Genomic DNA, 14437 nt, shown 5'->3' with positions numbered 1-14437 from the left:
CGGCGCCGGCGCCGGCCACGCCGGCTCGGCGACCGTCAGGGTGAGATCGAGGTGCAGGGGTCGCGCAGCGGCTGGGCGGTGTGGGCTGCGCGGATCATCCGGTCGGCCGCGGCGGCAGGGCCCGCGGCGATGTAACGCTGGGTACGGCCGTGTCCGATCTCCTCGATCAGTCCGGCGGCCCTGAGGCTCTGCAGGTCGCGGATCGCCTGGTCACGGGTCAGGCCCTCGGCGCGGGCGTAGGTCGCCCGGCGGGCGCCTTCCGGGCGGGTCGTGGCCTGGAGCGCGGCGACCGACCGCTCTCCCAGCCCTGCCGCGGCGACCTGGTCGGCCAGGACTCCCCAGACCTCGGCCGCCAGGTCGAGCCGCCGCTGGACGAGCTGTACCCGCAGGTGGTGCGCCCGCAGGCAGAACCGGACCCAGCCATGGGTGTCCCGCTCCGGCTGGAAGCTGCCGCCCTGCGTCTCGGTCAACGCCGCGTAGTACATCGCCGTGTTGTGCGGCGACGAGCCGAGCCATTCCTCAATGCTGGCGAACTCGGGCGCCAGAATCAGCTCCCGCGCGAGCACCAGCGTCTGCAGACAGCGCACCATCCGGCCGTTGCCGGCGCGCCACGGATGAATGCTGACCAGGTTCAGGTGCGCCATCGCCGCGCGGACGACGGCCGGGGTGTCGCGGTCGCCTTCCTCGAGCCAGGCGCAGAACTCGTCCACCGACGCCGGGACCTGTGCCGCGTCCGGCCCGGTGCAGACGGGCGGGTTGTCGGGCGCGGCGGCCGCCCAGACCGGGCCGAGCCGGTACCGGTCAGACGATCGGTCGAGATCGCCGCGCAGCATCATGACATGCAGAGCCGACAGCAACATCGGCTGGTAGCCGAACACCTCGAACTTCGCCAGCCTCGTCCTGGCCACCCGCAACGAGTCCGACTTCGATCCCATGGGTGTTCCGCTCGTGAATCCCTGGCGCGACCAGACCTGATCCAGGCCAGGGAAGCAGCCGACGCCGTACTGGTCGCAGAGCCGGACGACCTCGCGCACCGGTCCACGCGGCCGTCAGCTTCGGCGAGCTGGTTACCCGGGCGTCGTGAGCAGCGGCAACAGCTGGTTGCCCTGACGCTCGATCTCCTGCAGGTAGGGCGTGTCCGACAGGACGAAGTGGGTGATCCCCAGGTCGGCGTACCGGTGCAGGGATTTCGCGACATCCGCCGCCGAGCCGACCAGCCAGGTGGTGCCGGCGCCCCCTCCGCCGACCCTGCCCGGCGTGGTGTAGAGGTTGTCGTCCAGGACCTCACCACGCGCCTGAAGGTCGAGCAGCCGCCGCTGGCCCACAGCGTGGAAGCGGTCCCAGCGCTCGGGGAGCTTTTCCTGGCGAGCCGCCAGGTCGGCGACCTTGGCCTCGGCGTCGGCCCAGGCCTGCGCGGTGGTGTCGCGGACGAAGGTGGTGACGCGCAGCCCGAACTCCAGCGGCGGGTGTTCGCGGCCCAGCTTCTCGCTCAGCTCCCGCAGGCGCGCGATGCGTTCGGCGATGCCGTCGAGCGGCTCGCCCCAGAAGAGCTGGACGTCGGCCTCCGCGGCCGCGACCCGCTCCGCCGCGGCGGAGGCCCCGCCGAAGTAGAGCGTCGGGTGGGGCCGGCCCGGGCGCGCCTGGACCCGGGGAGCGAGGGTCGAGCCGGTCACCTGGAAGTACTCGCCGCGGTGGGTGACGTCCTGTTCGGTCCACAGCCGGCGGACCAGTCGCAGGAACTCGCCGGTGCGGGCGTAGCGCTGCGCCTGGCCCGCCTCGCTGTCGCCGTACGCCGCGAGCTCGTCCCGGCCCGAGACGATGTTGACCCGCACCCGCCCGCCCGACAGGTGGTCGAGGGTGGCCGCGGCGGCGGCGAAGTGCGCCGGGCCCCAGTAGCCGGGACGCACCGCGATCAGCGGCTCGAAGTCGGTCGTACGCGCCACCAGGGCCGTGGCGAGGGTGAAGGTGTCCGGCCGGCTCCACCCGGCGCCGAGCAGCGCTCCCCGCCAGCCGTGCCGCTCGATCGCGACGGCCTGCCGGGTCAGCGTGTCGAGACTGTTGTGGCCCGCCACCGTGTCGTCGCCGCGGTGACCGGGCCGGACCTCGTTGGGGATGTACCAGAGGAACTCCGCCGCGGTCATCCGCGGTCTGCGGCCTTCACCTCGACCGGCGGCTCGGGCGCCGGTCCGCCGCTCGGGGTGTGCACCAGCGAACCAGTGATCGTCTGGGGGTTCGTGAACAGGGCGAGCAGCGGGCACTCCGCCTCGACGGTCTGGTACAGAGTCTCGATCTCCTCGGCCGTGGCCGGGGAGGTGACGGAGGCCTGGTAGGTGATGTTGTGCGGTTCCCGGGGCACACCCTCGAAGCCGGGCTGGCCGGCCCGGGGTTCCATCTGCCCCTCGACCTCCACCCTGATCTCGTCGAGCGGTAGGTCCAGGCGGGCGGCGACGATCTCGAAGACGTGGGTCAGGCAGCTGGCGAACACGCCGAGGACGAGCTCGGGTGAGCTGGGTCCGAGGTCGTCACCGGCGAAGTCGGGGGGCGAGTCGCTGAGGATCTGATGGTCACGGATCCGGATCCGCCGGACACCGCTGCGTCCGTCGGCGACGGACTGCGCCCGCAGCACCACCGGACCCGAGAAGGCGCCCGCGGCGATCGCGCCCTCGCGGGCCAGCACGGCCGCGCGCTTGTGGACGAGAAACTCCCGCAGGCCAGGGCGCGTAGCGGAATCGGTCGTCGGCATGACGCTTCCCTCCAGGAACAGTGGTGCCCTCATGCCACACCACGCGGCCAGCCGTACGCAACATCCCGCCATGCATCCGTAACACATGAACAACAATCGGGGCGCGTTCTCGCCAGCAGGTTCAGAAAATCGGGTGCGCCAAGCGCCGATACGACGTGTACGCGGGGATCGCGCCAGGTCAGCGCATCCCACTCGTCGCGTCACCCGACAACAATGACCTTGACCCCGAGCGCGTCATATGTTCCGCGCGCGCGTGCGTCCCTGGTCGCGAGGGCCAGGCCATGTTCCCTGGCGGCCAGAGCCACCAGCCCGTCGTACACGGCGCCCCCGGCGATGCCGAGGTGGCTCAACGTTGCGTGAACCTTCTGCGCCTGCGGGCCGCCCAGCGTAAGCGGTGCCGTGAACCGTGCGTCGAGCAGGCGAGCGGCGTCCCGCCCGGACAGTCTCGCGCTACCCGGCATTCTGGTGAGTACCGAGTAGGTCTCCGCCAGAGCGTGACCGCTCAGCGTGAGCTCCTGCCCGGCCCACCATCGCACTACATCCACATGACGCGTATGCGAGCGCACCAGCAGTGGCACCGCGACGCTCGTGTCGACCGCGATGGTCACCGGCGGCCTGCGTCGATGAGGCCGAACAGGACGTCGTCATCGACGGGCGTGTCGCCGGCCGACACGAGCACGCCGTTCTCCTCGACCAGACGTGCAGTCCTGCCGGCCGGCACCACCTGCACACCGGCACCGTAGGGCGAGATGTCCACCTTCGTACCCGGGAGCAGACCCAGCGTGTCGCGGATGGACTTGGGCAGCACGATCCGGCCAGCCTGATCGATGACAGCCTCCATGGGAGGAGGATACCATTTCGATCCCATCACCGCGGAGCAGCCTCCGGGCCGCGTCCAGGGCGTTCTTCACCGCGCAGGTGAGGCCTCCGACCGGGCAGGATTTTCGAAGGCTGTGAAGAGAGCGGCGTAGCGTCCACCCCGCGCCAGCAGCTCGTCATGAGTGCCGATTTCGGTCACGCCGGTGTCGACGACGACGACCCGGTCCGCGCCGCGTGCCGTGGACATCCGGTGGGCGACGACGAGCACGGCCCGGTCGGCCGTCGCCGCGATCACCGCGGCCTCCACGAGCTTCTCCGTTCCGGGGTCGAGCCCGGACGTGGCCTCGTCGAGCACGACGACGTCCGCACCGAGCAGGCACACGCGGGCGAGCGCGACGAGCTGCCGCTCGCCCGCCGACAGCAGCGACCCGCCTTCGCCCACCTGGGTGGCGAGGCCGTCGGGCAGGCTGTCGAGCCAGCTCCCGGCGCCGACCGACGCCAGCGCCCCAGCCAGCTCGTCCTGGGTGGCGTCCCGCAGGTCCACCGGCTCGTCGAGCAGGCCGTAGATCTTGCGCAGCGCCGCGGCCGCCGATTCGAGCAACGTGACCAGGAAGCTCAGCGACTGCACCGGCTCGAAGGCGAGAAGCAGGTAGAGCACGAAGGCGCTGAGGGTGCCCACGCTCACCGCGTCCCGCGCGGCGAGGGCGCCGCCGGCGGCCAGCACCGCCGCGATGCTGCCGACGGTCGCGAGCTCCATGGCGGTGAGGTAGACGGACTGGATCCGCACCGCGGTGACGTTGGCGCCAAGTTGTCGACGGCTGCGCCCCCGCAACGACGCGGTCGTCCTGGCCTCCTGGCGGAACGCCCGGACCACCCGCAGCCCGGCGAGCCGCTCGGTCAGCTCGGTCACCGTGTCCGCGACGCGGTCACGCACCTGGGCGAACGCCGAGCGGGAGGCGCGGCGAAACCACACCGTCGCCGCGACCAGTGCCGCCGCCGGTAGCACGCAGACCAGCGCGAGCTGCCACGACAGCGCGACGAGCACCGCGACCAGGAACACGAGGGTGAGCACCGCCTGCGTGAACGGCACGACTCCGAGTTGGACGGCGTCCTGCAGCGCGTCGACGTCGGCGGTCATCCTGGACACCAGTACCCCCGCCGGGGTGCGGTCGAAGTAGCGAACCGACATCGACATCACGTGGTCGACGGTGCGGCTTCGCAGCTCGCGCACGAACCACTCACCGATCCGTCCCACCAGCTCGACCTGCAGCCGGGAGAGCACCAGACCAGCCAGTGCCAGGCCCAGGTAGAGCAGGCCGGCGCGGGTGACCACACCGGTGTCGGGCCGGCCTTCCACCAGTCCTTCGTCGACGGCGTAACGCAGGATCCACGGCCCGGCCAGCGCCGTCGCCGTGGTCATGACGAGCAGCAGCGCCGCCAGCGCGACCATCGGCCAGCGCGGCCGCACCAGCGTCAGCGTCCGGGCCAGCAGACCGCCGCGGCCCAGCCGGGACGTCACGACGTGGCCAGGGCGTCGCGGCGGGCCGGCGCTTCGGGGCCGGGCCCGTCCGGGCCGCCGGGCTGGGCGGCCAGCACCTGCCGGTAGCAGGACGAACTCGCCAGGAGGTTCCGATGGGTGCCGGTGGCCGCGACCCGGCCGCCTTCGAGCAGGACAACCCGGTCGGCGAGGGCGATGACGGCGGGCCGATGCGCGATGAGGATCGTCGTCCGTCCCCGGATCACGGTCGCCAGCGACGCGACGATCTCGGCCTCCTTGGCCGGGTCCACCGCGCTGGTCGGCGAGTCCAGCAGCAGCACCGGCGGGTCCGCGACCAGCGCGCGGGCCAGCGACAGTCGCTGTCGCTGGCCGCCGGACAGCTCCAGGCCCTGGGCGCCGACCGACGCGTCGTAGCCGCCCGGCCGGCGCCGACATCGTAGAAGCGGGGGACCAGCGCTGCGAGCGTGGTCTTGCCGCTGCCGGTCGCGCCGACCACGGCGACGCACTCGCCGGCCGGCACCACCAGGTCAAGCTCCCGAAGGACGTCACGACCCGTCGCGTAGCCGAACGTCACCCCCTCGAACCGCACCTCAAGCCCGCCGCCGAGCCTGGCGGGCGCCCTGCTGGCCGTGGGCTGGGCCGGCGTGGACTGCGCTGGCGTGGACTGCGCCGGCGTGGACTGCGCCGGCGTGGACTGCGCCGGCGTGGACTGCGCCGGCGTGGACTGCGCCGGCGTGGACTGCGCCGGCGTGGACTGCGCCGCCGTCGGTTCCGGCTGCTCGTCGAGGATCGCGGCGACCAGCCCGGCCGACACCGCCGCTCGCTTCAGCTGGGACGCGGTCATGCCGGCGATCCGCAGCGGACCGACGATGATCAGCCCGAAGTAGTTGAACTGGACCAGCTCGCCGATCGTCAAAGCTCCGTCGGCGACGCGTAGCCCGCCGATCCACAGCACGCCGACCAGGCCGAACGCCGGCAGCAGTTCGACGAGTGGCAGGTAGGTCGCGCGGACCGAATTCAGCCGCAGTGCCGCCCGCTGCACCTGACCAGCCTGGTCACGGACGCGGCGCCGCTCGTCGTCCTCGGTGCCGAGGCCCTTCGTGGTGCGCACCCCGGCAAGCGACTCCTCCACGGTGCCGGCCAGCCCGCCGAGCTCGGACTGCAGCTCCAGGGCCCGCGGCCCCAACTGTTGGGTGAACCGCACCGCGACCGCGAACACCGCCACGGCCGGCGCCAGGGCGACGACCGCCAGCACCGCGTCGATCCAGGCCAGCAGGATCGCCGCCCCGACCAGCATCGCCGCATTGGAGACCATGATCGGAATATTGATCACGGGCTGCTGGATCTGCTGCAGGTCGGTCGTAGCCCGGGTGATCAGGACACCACTGGGGTTGCGGTCGTGGAACGTTGCCGGCAGCCGCACCACCCGCGCCAGCAGCCGCTCCCGCAGGTCCGCCTCCACCACGAAGGCGAGGCACTGCCCGCAGTAGCGCCGCAGCCCGGCGAACCCGGCGCCGACCACCGCCAGCCCGGCGAAAAGCGTGACCCCGAGCCACAGCTGGCGGGAGTCGCCACCGAGCACCCCGGCGTCGACCGTCCGCGCGACGAGCAGCGGCGCGGCGAGTTTCGTCGCCGTCCAGAGCAGGCCGGCGCCGATGCCGGCGGCCAGCAACCGCGGGTGGCGGCCCACCGCCGCCGTTACCAGTGCGAGTCCCGGTCCGCCCCCCACTGCGGGACCCACTGCGGGGCGAGTGGCAGTCGGGTCACGCTCTGGTACCGACCACGCCGATGATCTCGGTGGTCATCGCGCGGGACCGCCGACCGCCGCGTCGGCGGCCCGCGGCGACCGGTCGCCGGGGCGGGACGCCGCGGCCAGCGCCGCCGGCACGGGTGCGATCTCGGTGCGCCGGGCCGCCTCGCCACGGTCGCGCCGGGCCACCTCCTCGCGCACCAACGGGATCAGGTGCCGGCCGTAGTCGATCGCGTCGTCATAGGGGTCGTAACCCCGGATCAGCAACGTCGTGACACCGATGTCGACGTAGTCGAGCAATGCCGCGGCGACCGTCTCCGGCGTGCCGACCAGCGCCGTGGAGTTCCCGCCGCCGCCGATCGCGGCGGCCAGCGGCGTCCACAGCGCACGGTCGTGCAGCTCACCCTTGGCCGCGGCGGCCAGCAGCCGCTGCGAGCCGACGTTCTGCGGCGTGTGGGCAGTCCTGGTCAAGCCGCGGAACTCCTTGAAGTACTCGGCGGCCTTACCCACGTTCTGCCTGGTCGACGCCAGGATCCGGTGCGCCCGCTCCCAGGCCAGTTCCTCGGTGGGGCCGAGGATCGGACGGAACGACACGCTGATGCGCGGCGGCGTGGTCCGGCCGGCGGCGGCTGCGGCGGCGTTGACGGCCGCGATCTGCTGGGCGGTCTCGGCGAGCGGCTCGCCCCAGAGCGCGAAGACGTCGGCGTGCTTGCCGCCGACCCGGTAGGCCGCCTCCGACGAACCGCCGAAGTAGATGGGCAGGTGCGGCTGCTGCACCGGCAGCACCCCGGACAGGTGATCGTCGAGCTGGTAGTACCGGCCGTGGTGGGAGAACGGCTCGGTGGTGGTCCACGTCCGGCGGACCACCTCCAGGTACTCGTCCGTCCGGTCGTAGCGCTCGTCCTTGTCGAGGTAGTCGCCGTCCCGCCGCTGCTCGGCGTCGCTTCCCCCGGTGATGATGTGGATCGCCACCCGGCCGGCGGAGAAATGGTCGAGGGAGGCGAAGTAGCGTGCCGCGACGGTGGGGAACACCACCCCGGGCCGGTGCGCGACCAGGTAGGCCAGGCGCTCGGTGTGTGCCGCCGCGTAGGCGGCTACCTGGATGTTGTCGACCGATCCGCTGCTGTACCCGATGAGCACGCGGTCGAAGCCGGCGTCCTCGTGGGCGACGGCGAACCGCCGGGTGAAGTCGCGGTCCACGACGGGACCGGCTGTGAACGTGCTCGCCTCCGAACCGGGGCGGGTGGCTATCAGACCGACGAACTCGACCGGCATGGTGGTACCTCTTTCCCGGGCAGGGACCTCTGTGGGAAGCGCTCGGATGAAGGGGCGGCGAGGCGCGCGGGCGGGGCGTTCGCCGCGCGACATCTCATACTTAACCAAGTCAATCGAAAAAGTGAACTTTATGCCGCGAGCCGACCCGGGTGGATCCGTTGTGGCACCGAGTTACGAGTACGGCCGTTGCTCTGCCGGCCCTGGTCGCCGGGCCGGTTGGCGGCCGCGAGGCAGATCGGCGTCAGCGGGCAGTGGCCTCGATGGTCCACTGCAGGGCGTCGGCGGTCGGCGGGCGTCCAGCCTCGTAGTCGGCATGCACGGCGGTCACGGTGAATCCGACTTCGCGTAGCAGACCGGTCAGCTCGTCGAGCTGGTAGATCTGAAGGTCGAACTTCTGCAGCTCAGCGTCGAGAAGGCGGCCGACCTGGAGCCGGGGCGACCGGCCTGCCGACGGTCGCCACACCCGGCCCCAGCGCCGTGCGAACCTGGCGAGCTGGACCGTGGCGCGGTGGCTGAGGCAAAGGGCGGTCTTCGCTACCAGGCGAAGTGCTCGGGGGCCGTCCGGTAGCCCGGGAAGATCTCGTCCAGCCGGGCGAGCGCCTTGTCGTCCAGGTGGACGTCGAGTGCCCGGACGGCGTCGTCAAGGTGCTGCTGGATGCGCGGGCCGACGATCGGAGCGGTGACGGCCGGCTGGTGCAGCAGCCAGGCGAGCGCGACGTCACCGGGCTCGTGGCCGAGCTCGGCGGCGAAGTCCTCGTAGGCCTCGATCTGGGGGCGCTTGGCCTCCAGGGTCTGCGCGGCGCGGCCTTCGAGGCGCCGCCTGCTCTCGCGCTCCTTGCGAAGCACGCCACCGAGCAGCCCGCTCTGCAGCGGCGACCACGGGAGAAGGCCCACGCCGTAGTGCTGCGCGGCGGGCAGCACCTCCAGCTCGATCTCGCGGGTGAGGAGGTTGTAGATCGGCTGCTCGCTGACCAGGCCGAACGTCCCGCGCTGGGCCGCGGCGGCCTGCGCCTGGGCGATGTGCCAGCCCGCGAAGTTGCTGCTGCCGACGTAGAGGATCTTGCCAGCCGTGACGGCGACGTCGACAGCCTGCCAGATCTCCTCCCACGGGGTAGCGCGGTCGACGTGGTGGAACTGGTAAAGATCGATGTAGTCGGTCTGCAGTCGGGTCAGGCTCGCGTCCAGCGCACGGCGGATGTTGAGCGCCGACAGCTTGCCCTCGTTGGGCCACTCCCCCATGGCGCCGTAGACCTTGGTGGCCAGCACGGTGCGCTCCCGGCGCCCGCCGCCCTGCGCGAACCAGCGGCCGATGATCGACTCGGTGTGACCCCTGCCCTCACCAAGGCCCGACACACCGGCCGAGCGCAGGCCGTAGACGTTGGCCGTGTCGAAGAAGTTGATGCCGTACTCGTGCGCCGAATCCATGATCTTATGGGAATCGGTCTCGTTGGTCAGCGGACCGAAGTTCATCGTGCCCAGGCACAGGCGCGAGACGGACAGACCGGAACGACCGAGCTGCGTGAACTGCATCCTGCGTGAGGTCCTCTCGATGAAGGATCAGCCGGCATCTCGCTCAGGCAAGCGGTAGACCGACATCGTCGAGTCTGCACCTTCGAGCGCGCTCCAGGTCAAGCCGGTCGAGCACCACCCGTGCCGCAGCCGGCCGAGCACCAGGCCAGACCGATCGCTGGCGGCTGGCCAGGTGAGCGCGGTCGGACAGGCGTCAGCGCAACCCCTGGGAGAACAGGGGGCCGCCCAGCACGTGGACGGTCAGGACGACGATGACGCCGGCCAACACAGGCACCACCACCAGGCGTTCGGCCCTCCCGTCGGTACGGGGAACCAGGACGACCCCCATCCGCCAGTGCACCGGCCAGAGCAGGAGGCAACCTCGGGGGGTCAGGCAGTCACCGATCAGGTGCGCAAGGCACCCCAGGAAAACCGGATAGGCGACAAAGCCCATGTCCAGGCCGTGCATCAGATAGACCGCGACCCCGGCCGTCACGCAGTCCTTCAGGCCCGACCAGAACTCGTGCCCCTCGAAGTCCAGGCCGAGGCCGCGCAGCCCGAAGCCGACGAGGACGAACAGTGCCGCCCACCAGCCGTACCGGAAATGGTCCGCCAACAGACTCATCGCGACACCCATGGCGAGCGCGAAAAGCAGGGAGTGGGTGGCGTGCCGATGGCCGCCGCTGGCCCGGCTCACCCATCGGCACATCGTTCGAGAGATTGGGCCGAGGGTGTTCGCGATCCGGCCGTTGGGATGGTCGATGTCGGGCAGCAGACCCGCACCAGCGGCCACCACCCCGCCGGCGATCACCTGATGGGAGGACAACGACAGCGCGTGGGTCCCCAGCCAGTCCTCCCGGCCCAGGAAGGGCGCGACGGCCAGCCAGAGCGCCGCACCGCTCAGCGCGTGCGTCCGCCCCATCATCGCTGACGAACCTCAGTGATCGGCATTCGGCGGACTCTAGCGTGACGATTCCGCCCGGCCACGCCGAGCATGCCCGTCTGCCACCCGTTCCTGCGCCGACCAGGAGCGACGAGACCTCGACCAGCAGGACCAGTCGTCGCCACGGGCAGACCACCGAGACCCTCTGCGTGCTCAACGACGTCCCGCAGGTGTAGCTCGCGCACCGTTCGGTGCGCATCGTCGTCCCCGGGCGAACCGGCACACATCTGATCATCGTTCCCGACCCCAGGCCACACTTTGCGAAACCATTCGGTAACGTCGAGTTCCAGGCGAGCGGCGCGGATCGCGGCGAGCGATCGGTTGAGAAACCCGCTCGTTTCTGCTACCGGGTGACGATGACCGTCGCGCGGTGTCCGGCAGCGTTCTTGAGCTTGGTGTCGCCTGTGAGCAGGTCGCAGCCGAGTGCTTCGGCGAGCGCGATGTAGGCGGCGTCGTAGGCACCGAGGTTGTGCCGCAACTCCCACATCCGGGGGTGGTAGGGCCAGACCGGATGACGAGTGATCCGCAGGCGCGCGTAGTCAGCCAGCATCTGCTCGCCGCGATGCTCTGTGATCTTCTTTCCGGCGGCAAGCCCGCGGACTGTTGACGCGACCTCGACGTCGAGATGGTGCGGGGCGTGCAGTGTCCGCGGGGCGGACAGGCGTTGCCGGAGCATTTCGTCGCCATCGCGGACGGACAGCACGTCAATGACGAGCGAGCAGTCAACCACGTACGTGAGGGTCAACGCCGCCCCTCGTCACGCGCCGCGAGGATGTCGTCCATGGTGAGCCCCACCGGTTCCCGGTCGCGAGCGAGGCGGGCGATGACCTCGGCGTTGGTCTCCGTGGCCGCATCGGCATCCATCAGGTCCCGCAAGTACCCGGACAGCGACTGACCGAGTGATCTGGCGCGCTCGCGCAGGACCGCGAGCGTCGCCGGATCGACATCACGCACCTGGACGATGCCCCCGTCGGCGGACTCGCTCATACATCCACGCTACCACGCTTCATGCATGGCGCATGAATGTATCCTCGGTGCCCAACCAGACCCGAGCGCCACGGCCTCAGGCCCGCCGCCGTGCTGGCGCCCAGCTCCCAGCGGTCCGACGGCGACCCCCAAGCTTCGTCCGGTCGCGCCGGTGCAGTCGCCAGCCGGCCATCAGCGATGTGGCAGCGGTGGCGCCCGGCTCCCAGCAGGCTTCGCGCGCAGCGGCGTCCACCTCGCCGACGATCGACAGAGGCTCGCGCAGACGCTTCCACTTCAGCCCGGTCGCGATGGTTTCAGCCCCACGGACGGCTCCAGTCGTGTCGCTGTCGCCGTGGACGTAGAGCGCGTACGGCCGGCCGACGGTCGCCTCAGGCACGGGATAATAGATCTGGTCGCAGAAATGCGCGAACCCTGGTCAGGAAGAAGTCACTTTCGGCGACGACTGGTTCGACTCGAACCGTTCAGTGTGGTGATGCGCTGTCGTAGCTCGTCGGCGAACACGACCTCGTAAGAAGGCCCCAGCTCCCGCGCTACGCGGATCGCCAGAGCGTAGCCTCGCTCGTTCCAGTCGGCCTGGACCTGTTCGCTCGGCCAGCTGTAGCCGTTGGCGATCAGTACGCGGGTGTAGTCGGCCGACCACAGGTCGAGCTCGTCACGCAGCACATCGGTCAGCGGCAGCTCCTCGGCCGACGGCATCCCGCCTTCCTCGCTGACCCACAACGGAAAAGCGTAGTAATCGGCCATCACCTTCACCCGCCGCGCAGCCATGTCTAATCATAATGCCAAGCTCAGTTATGAGCCCGTGAGACGCACACCGCCGAACGCTGCGGCGTCAGCGCTGGTCCGCCTGCCAGAAACATCTGCCCGCCGCCGCCCCGAGTCGCCGCTGCGGGCACCTACATCACAAGACTCGCCGCCGCTGTCGCACCGAGCTCCCAGCAGGCTTCCCGGGCGGCCGGGTCCAGGGCTCCGACGACGGTGACCGGATCACGCAGCCGCTTCCAGCGCAAGCCGGTCGCGATCGACTCCACAGCGTGCACGGCTCCTGTCGTATCGTTATTCCCGTGGACGTACAAGGCGCACGGACGACCAACCGTAGCGTCAAGACACGGATAGTAGACAGTGTCGCAGAAATGTGCCGAACCCTGGTCACGAAGACATCGCGCCCCGTAACTACCCCTCGGACCGGACGGGACGCGCGACCACGAGGCGGAGCTACCGGTCGGCTACGGCATCAGGCTTGCGGCGACGGTGGCCCCAAGCTCCCAGCATGCCTCTCGATCGTTGGCATCCGGCGCGCCGAGCACCGTCACCGGCTCGCGTAGCCGCTTCCCCTTCAGGCCCGCGGCGATCGTCTCGACGCTGCGGACCGCGTCCGTGCTGTCGGAGCCGCCGTGAACGTAGCGAGCCGGGATTCGCCCGAAGCCCCTCACCGACGGGTGAGCGACGGTCCGGAGGAAACGGCGTTACCGGGGCGCGCTTGCGCACCGCCGAACCGGATGGCCTCGGTCGCCGACGGTGTCAGCATCCGGAGGGCATGCTGGACCAGCAGCACGCCCCACAGTTCCTGCTCGACGCCCTCGGGCCAGCGCGAGCGAAGACTGTGTGCACCGCGGTGGGAGCCGGGCCATGGCGCACCCAGCGCATCCCTGATCGTCCAGCGGCCGAGGTACTGGGAGAGCAGGGCGTCGCGCGGCCCGACATGCGGGTCCAGCAACGTGGTGACCAGATATCCCGGTGGGTCGACGACGATGTCGGGTACCGCGTCCGGTGCGGGTCCGAGCACCCGCACCACCGTGTGCCCGGCGGATCCGGGCCCGACGGCGACAGTGGACAGGTAGGACCCGTCCGGAAGGTGATCCGGCCCGGCCGGTGCGGTGCCGTCGACCCGCCACAGCACATCGACGCCGGCACGGCGAAGGTGCGCGAGGACCGCCGGGCTCACCAGGGCGCCGTCGGCCATCAGCACATCCGCGGGCCGCAGCATCCCGGCCAGCACCTGTGCGGTCGCCGGGGCAAGGCCGGCTGTCGACCCGACGGTGGCATCCAGCACCCGGCGGCTGTCGGAGACAGTCAGACCGACCAGTCGGGCCTGCGGCCGGGATCCGGTGTCATGTGGAGGTCGCGACCCGTCGAACTGCCGCAGGTTCTGCGGGCTGTCCGGCAGGGTCAGCGCGGTGACGTCGAGAGTGACGGTTCGGCGCCGGTGTTCTCGGGGTTCATCCAGGCGGCCGGCCGATTCGAACTGCCCGGCTCCGGCCAGCAACGAGCCCGGACCGCCGGCAGGCATTCGGGCGGCGTCGTGGTAAAGCACCTTGAGCGGGTCGGGGCCGAGTCGGGCGCGGGCCCGGCTGACGGCGGCGGTCGTCGGCAGTTCCGACGGCGTCACCGGCAGTCCGCCGCGGACCCCGGCCTCGGCCTCGGCCTCGGCCAGCAGTTTCACGATCTCCGGGTAACTCCAGCCCGGGAACAGGCACATCGCCAGCACGAAGTGGACGACGACCCGGGGCGGCAGCAGACGGTTGCGCTGCCCACCACGACCGCACTGTTCGACTGCCCGGTCGACCACCCTGGCTGGAAACATGCGCAGCAGCAGCCAGACGGCCATGACATCGGATATCCGCCGACCCAACATGTCGCCACCCGGTCCAGGTCGGGTCATGGCAGTACCTCCAACGCGCCACACAAAAAGGGATGAGAGAATTCAGCATTCTGCGAAGCCGCCGAGGACAATAGGTTCGCGGTGCCCGGGGCGACGTCAGGGGAACCCCTTGTTTGCCCCCGATGGCGGCAGCCGGCCGACTGGAATCAGGCGGGCCGGGGAATTTCCAGCATCCCGTCGACCGGACGTGCGACGAAAAGGACACAACGGTGGCAACCGTCGTCGAAGATGGCCCGCACCATCATCGGTAT

General features: G+C 70.7%; 17 protein-coding genes and 1 pseudogene. 1 reads left to right on the top strand and 17 read right to left on the bottom strand.

What is annotated here, in order from left to right:
* Positions 1-35 precede the first annotated feature (35 nt).
* From FRAQA3DRAFT_RS02265 to FRAQA3DRAFT_RS02215, 12 genes are all read right to left on the bottom strand, one after another.
* Positions 36-935 (bottom strand): Fic family protein, encoded by a 900-nt coding sequence (locus FRAQA3DRAFT_RS02265; protein ID WP_157467009.1) that lies wholly within the window; start codon positions 933-935, stop codon positions 36-38.
* 132 nt (positions 936-1067) lie between these two features.
* The gene (locus FRAQA3DRAFT_RS02260; RefSeq protein WP_009737442.1) at positions 1068-2141 is read right to left on the bottom strand and encodes an LLM class flavin-dependent oxidoreductase; all 1074 of its coding nucleotides are present in this window, start codon (positions 2139-2141) and stop codon (positions 1068-1070) included.
* On the bottom strand, positions 2138-2743 hold the full coding sequence (locus tag FRAQA3DRAFT_RS02255) for an OsmC family protein (protein ID WP_009737441.1): 606 nt from the start codon (positions 2741-2743) through the stop codon (positions 2138-2140). Before FRAQA3DRAFT_RS02255 ends, FRAQA3DRAFT_RS02260 begins: the two co-directional genes overlap by 4 nt.
* Before the next feature lie 200 nt (positions 2744-2943).
* The gene (locus FRAQA3DRAFT_RS02250; protein ID WP_009737440.1) at positions 2944-3351 is read right to left on the bottom strand and encodes a type II toxin-antitoxin system VapC family toxin; all 408 of its coding nucleotides are present in this window, start codon (positions 3349-3351) and stop codon (positions 2944-2946) included.
* Entirely contained in the window at positions 3348-3584 is a 237-nt protein-coding gene (locus tag FRAQA3DRAFT_RS02245; RefSeq protein WP_035920497.1) for an AbrB/MazE/SpoVT family DNA-binding domain-containing protein, read from the bottom strand. Before FRAQA3DRAFT_RS02245 ends, FRAQA3DRAFT_RS02250 begins: the two co-directional genes overlap by 4 nt.
* Before the next feature lie 66 nt (positions 3585-3650).
* Positions 3651-5081 carry an ABC transporter ATP-binding protein gene (locus tag FRAQA3DRAFT_RS02240; protein ID WP_009737438.1) on the bottom strand — a complete coding sequence of 477 codons (1431 nt, stop codon included), beginning with the start codon at positions 5079-5081 and terminating at the stop codon, positions 3651-3653.
* A complete protein-coding gene (locus tag FRAQA3DRAFT_RS36555; protein ID WP_232292079.1) occupies positions 5078-5416 on the bottom strand; it encodes a hypothetical protein in 339 nt (112 codons plus the stop codon). The genes FRAQA3DRAFT_RS02240 and FRAQA3DRAFT_RS36555 overlap by 4 nt, the downstream gene beginning before the upstream one ends.
* Positions 5302-6789 carry an ABC transporter transmembrane domain-containing protein gene (locus FRAQA3DRAFT_RS02235; protein ID WP_232291878.1) on the bottom strand — a complete coding sequence of 496 codons (1488 nt, stop codon included), beginning with the start codon at positions 6787-6789 and terminating at the stop codon, positions 5302-5304. Before FRAQA3DRAFT_RS02235 ends, FRAQA3DRAFT_RS36555 begins: the two co-directional genes overlap by 115 nt.
* Positions 6790-6861: 72 nt before the next feature.
* Positions 6862-8085, bottom strand: coding sequence for an LLM class flavin-dependent oxidoreductase (locus tag FRAQA3DRAFT_RS02230; RefSeq protein WP_009737437.1), 1224 nt, complete (start codon positions 8083-8085; stop codon positions 6862-6864).
* A 241-nt stretch (positions 8086-8326) separates the two neighbouring features.
* A complete protein-coding gene (locus tag FRAQA3DRAFT_RS02225; protein ID WP_035920492.1) occupies positions 8327-8548 on the bottom strand; it encodes a hypothetical protein in 222 nt (73 codons plus the stop codon).
* 71 nt (positions 8549-8619) lie between these two features.
* On the bottom strand, positions 8620-9615 hold the full coding sequence (locus tag FRAQA3DRAFT_RS02220) for an aldo/keto reductase (RefSeq protein WP_009737436.1): 996 nt from the start codon (positions 9613-9615) through the stop codon (positions 8620-8622).
* Between the two features lie 193 nt (positions 9616-9808).
* A complete protein-coding gene (locus tag FRAQA3DRAFT_RS02215; protein ID WP_009737435.1) occupies positions 9809-10519 on the bottom strand; it encodes a metal-dependent hydrolase in 711 nt (236 codons plus the stop codon).
* Positions 10520-10560: 41 nt separating this feature from the next.
* Between FRAQA3DRAFT_RS02215 and FRAQA3DRAFT_RS34430 the strand changes: the two genes are divergently transcribed.
* Positions 10561-10713 (top strand): hypothetical protein, encoded by a 153-nt coding sequence (locus tag FRAQA3DRAFT_RS34430; protein ID WP_157467006.1) that lies wholly within the window; start codon positions 10561-10563, stop codon positions 10711-10713.
* A gap of 167 nt (positions 10714-10880) precedes the next feature.
* Here FRAQA3DRAFT_RS34430 and FRAQA3DRAFT_RS02210 read toward each other — a convergent pair whose 3' ends face one another.
* From FRAQA3DRAFT_RS02210 to FRAQA3DRAFT_RS02180, 5 genes and pseudogenes are all read right to left on the bottom strand, one after another.
* Positions 10881-11282: a type II toxin-antitoxin system VapC family toxin gene (locus FRAQA3DRAFT_RS02210; protein ID WP_009737434.1), complete on the bottom strand. Its 402-nt coding sequence runs from the start codon at positions 11280-11282 to the stop codon at positions 10881-10883.
* On the bottom strand, positions 11279-11524 hold the full coding sequence (locus FRAQA3DRAFT_RS02205; RefSeq protein ID WP_009737433.1) for a hypothetical protein: 246 nt from the start codon (positions 11522-11524) through the stop codon (positions 11279-11281). The genes FRAQA3DRAFT_RS02210 and FRAQA3DRAFT_RS02205 overlap by 4 nt, the downstream gene beginning before the upstream one ends.
* A 426-nt stretch (positions 11525-11950) precedes the next feature.
* On the bottom strand, positions 11951-12292 hold the full coding sequence (locus tag FRAQA3DRAFT_RS02195) for a hypothetical protein (RefSeq protein WP_035920488.1): 342 nt from the start codon (positions 12290-12292) through the stop codon (positions 11951-11953).
* 128 nt (positions 12293-12420) lie between these two features.
* Positions 12421-12660: pseudogene (locus tag FRAQA3DRAFT_RS02190) on the bottom strand (flavodoxin); the annotation flags it as partial.
* Between the two features lie 293 nt (positions 12661-12953).
* Positions 12954-14132, bottom strand: a complete 1179-nt coding sequence (locus tag FRAQA3DRAFT_RS02180; RefSeq protein ID WP_035920483.1) for a transposase domain-containing protein — start codon at positions 14130-14132, stop codon at positions 12954-12956.
* Positions 14133-14437: the final 305 nt, after the last annotated feature.

Origin of the sequence: Frankia sp. QA3 (assembly GCF_000262465.1) — a bacterium.
Lineage (GTDB): Bacteria > Actinomycetota > Actinomycetes > Frankiales > Frankiaceae > Frankia.
This window is presented reverse-complemented; position numbering and strand designations above follow the sequence as displayed.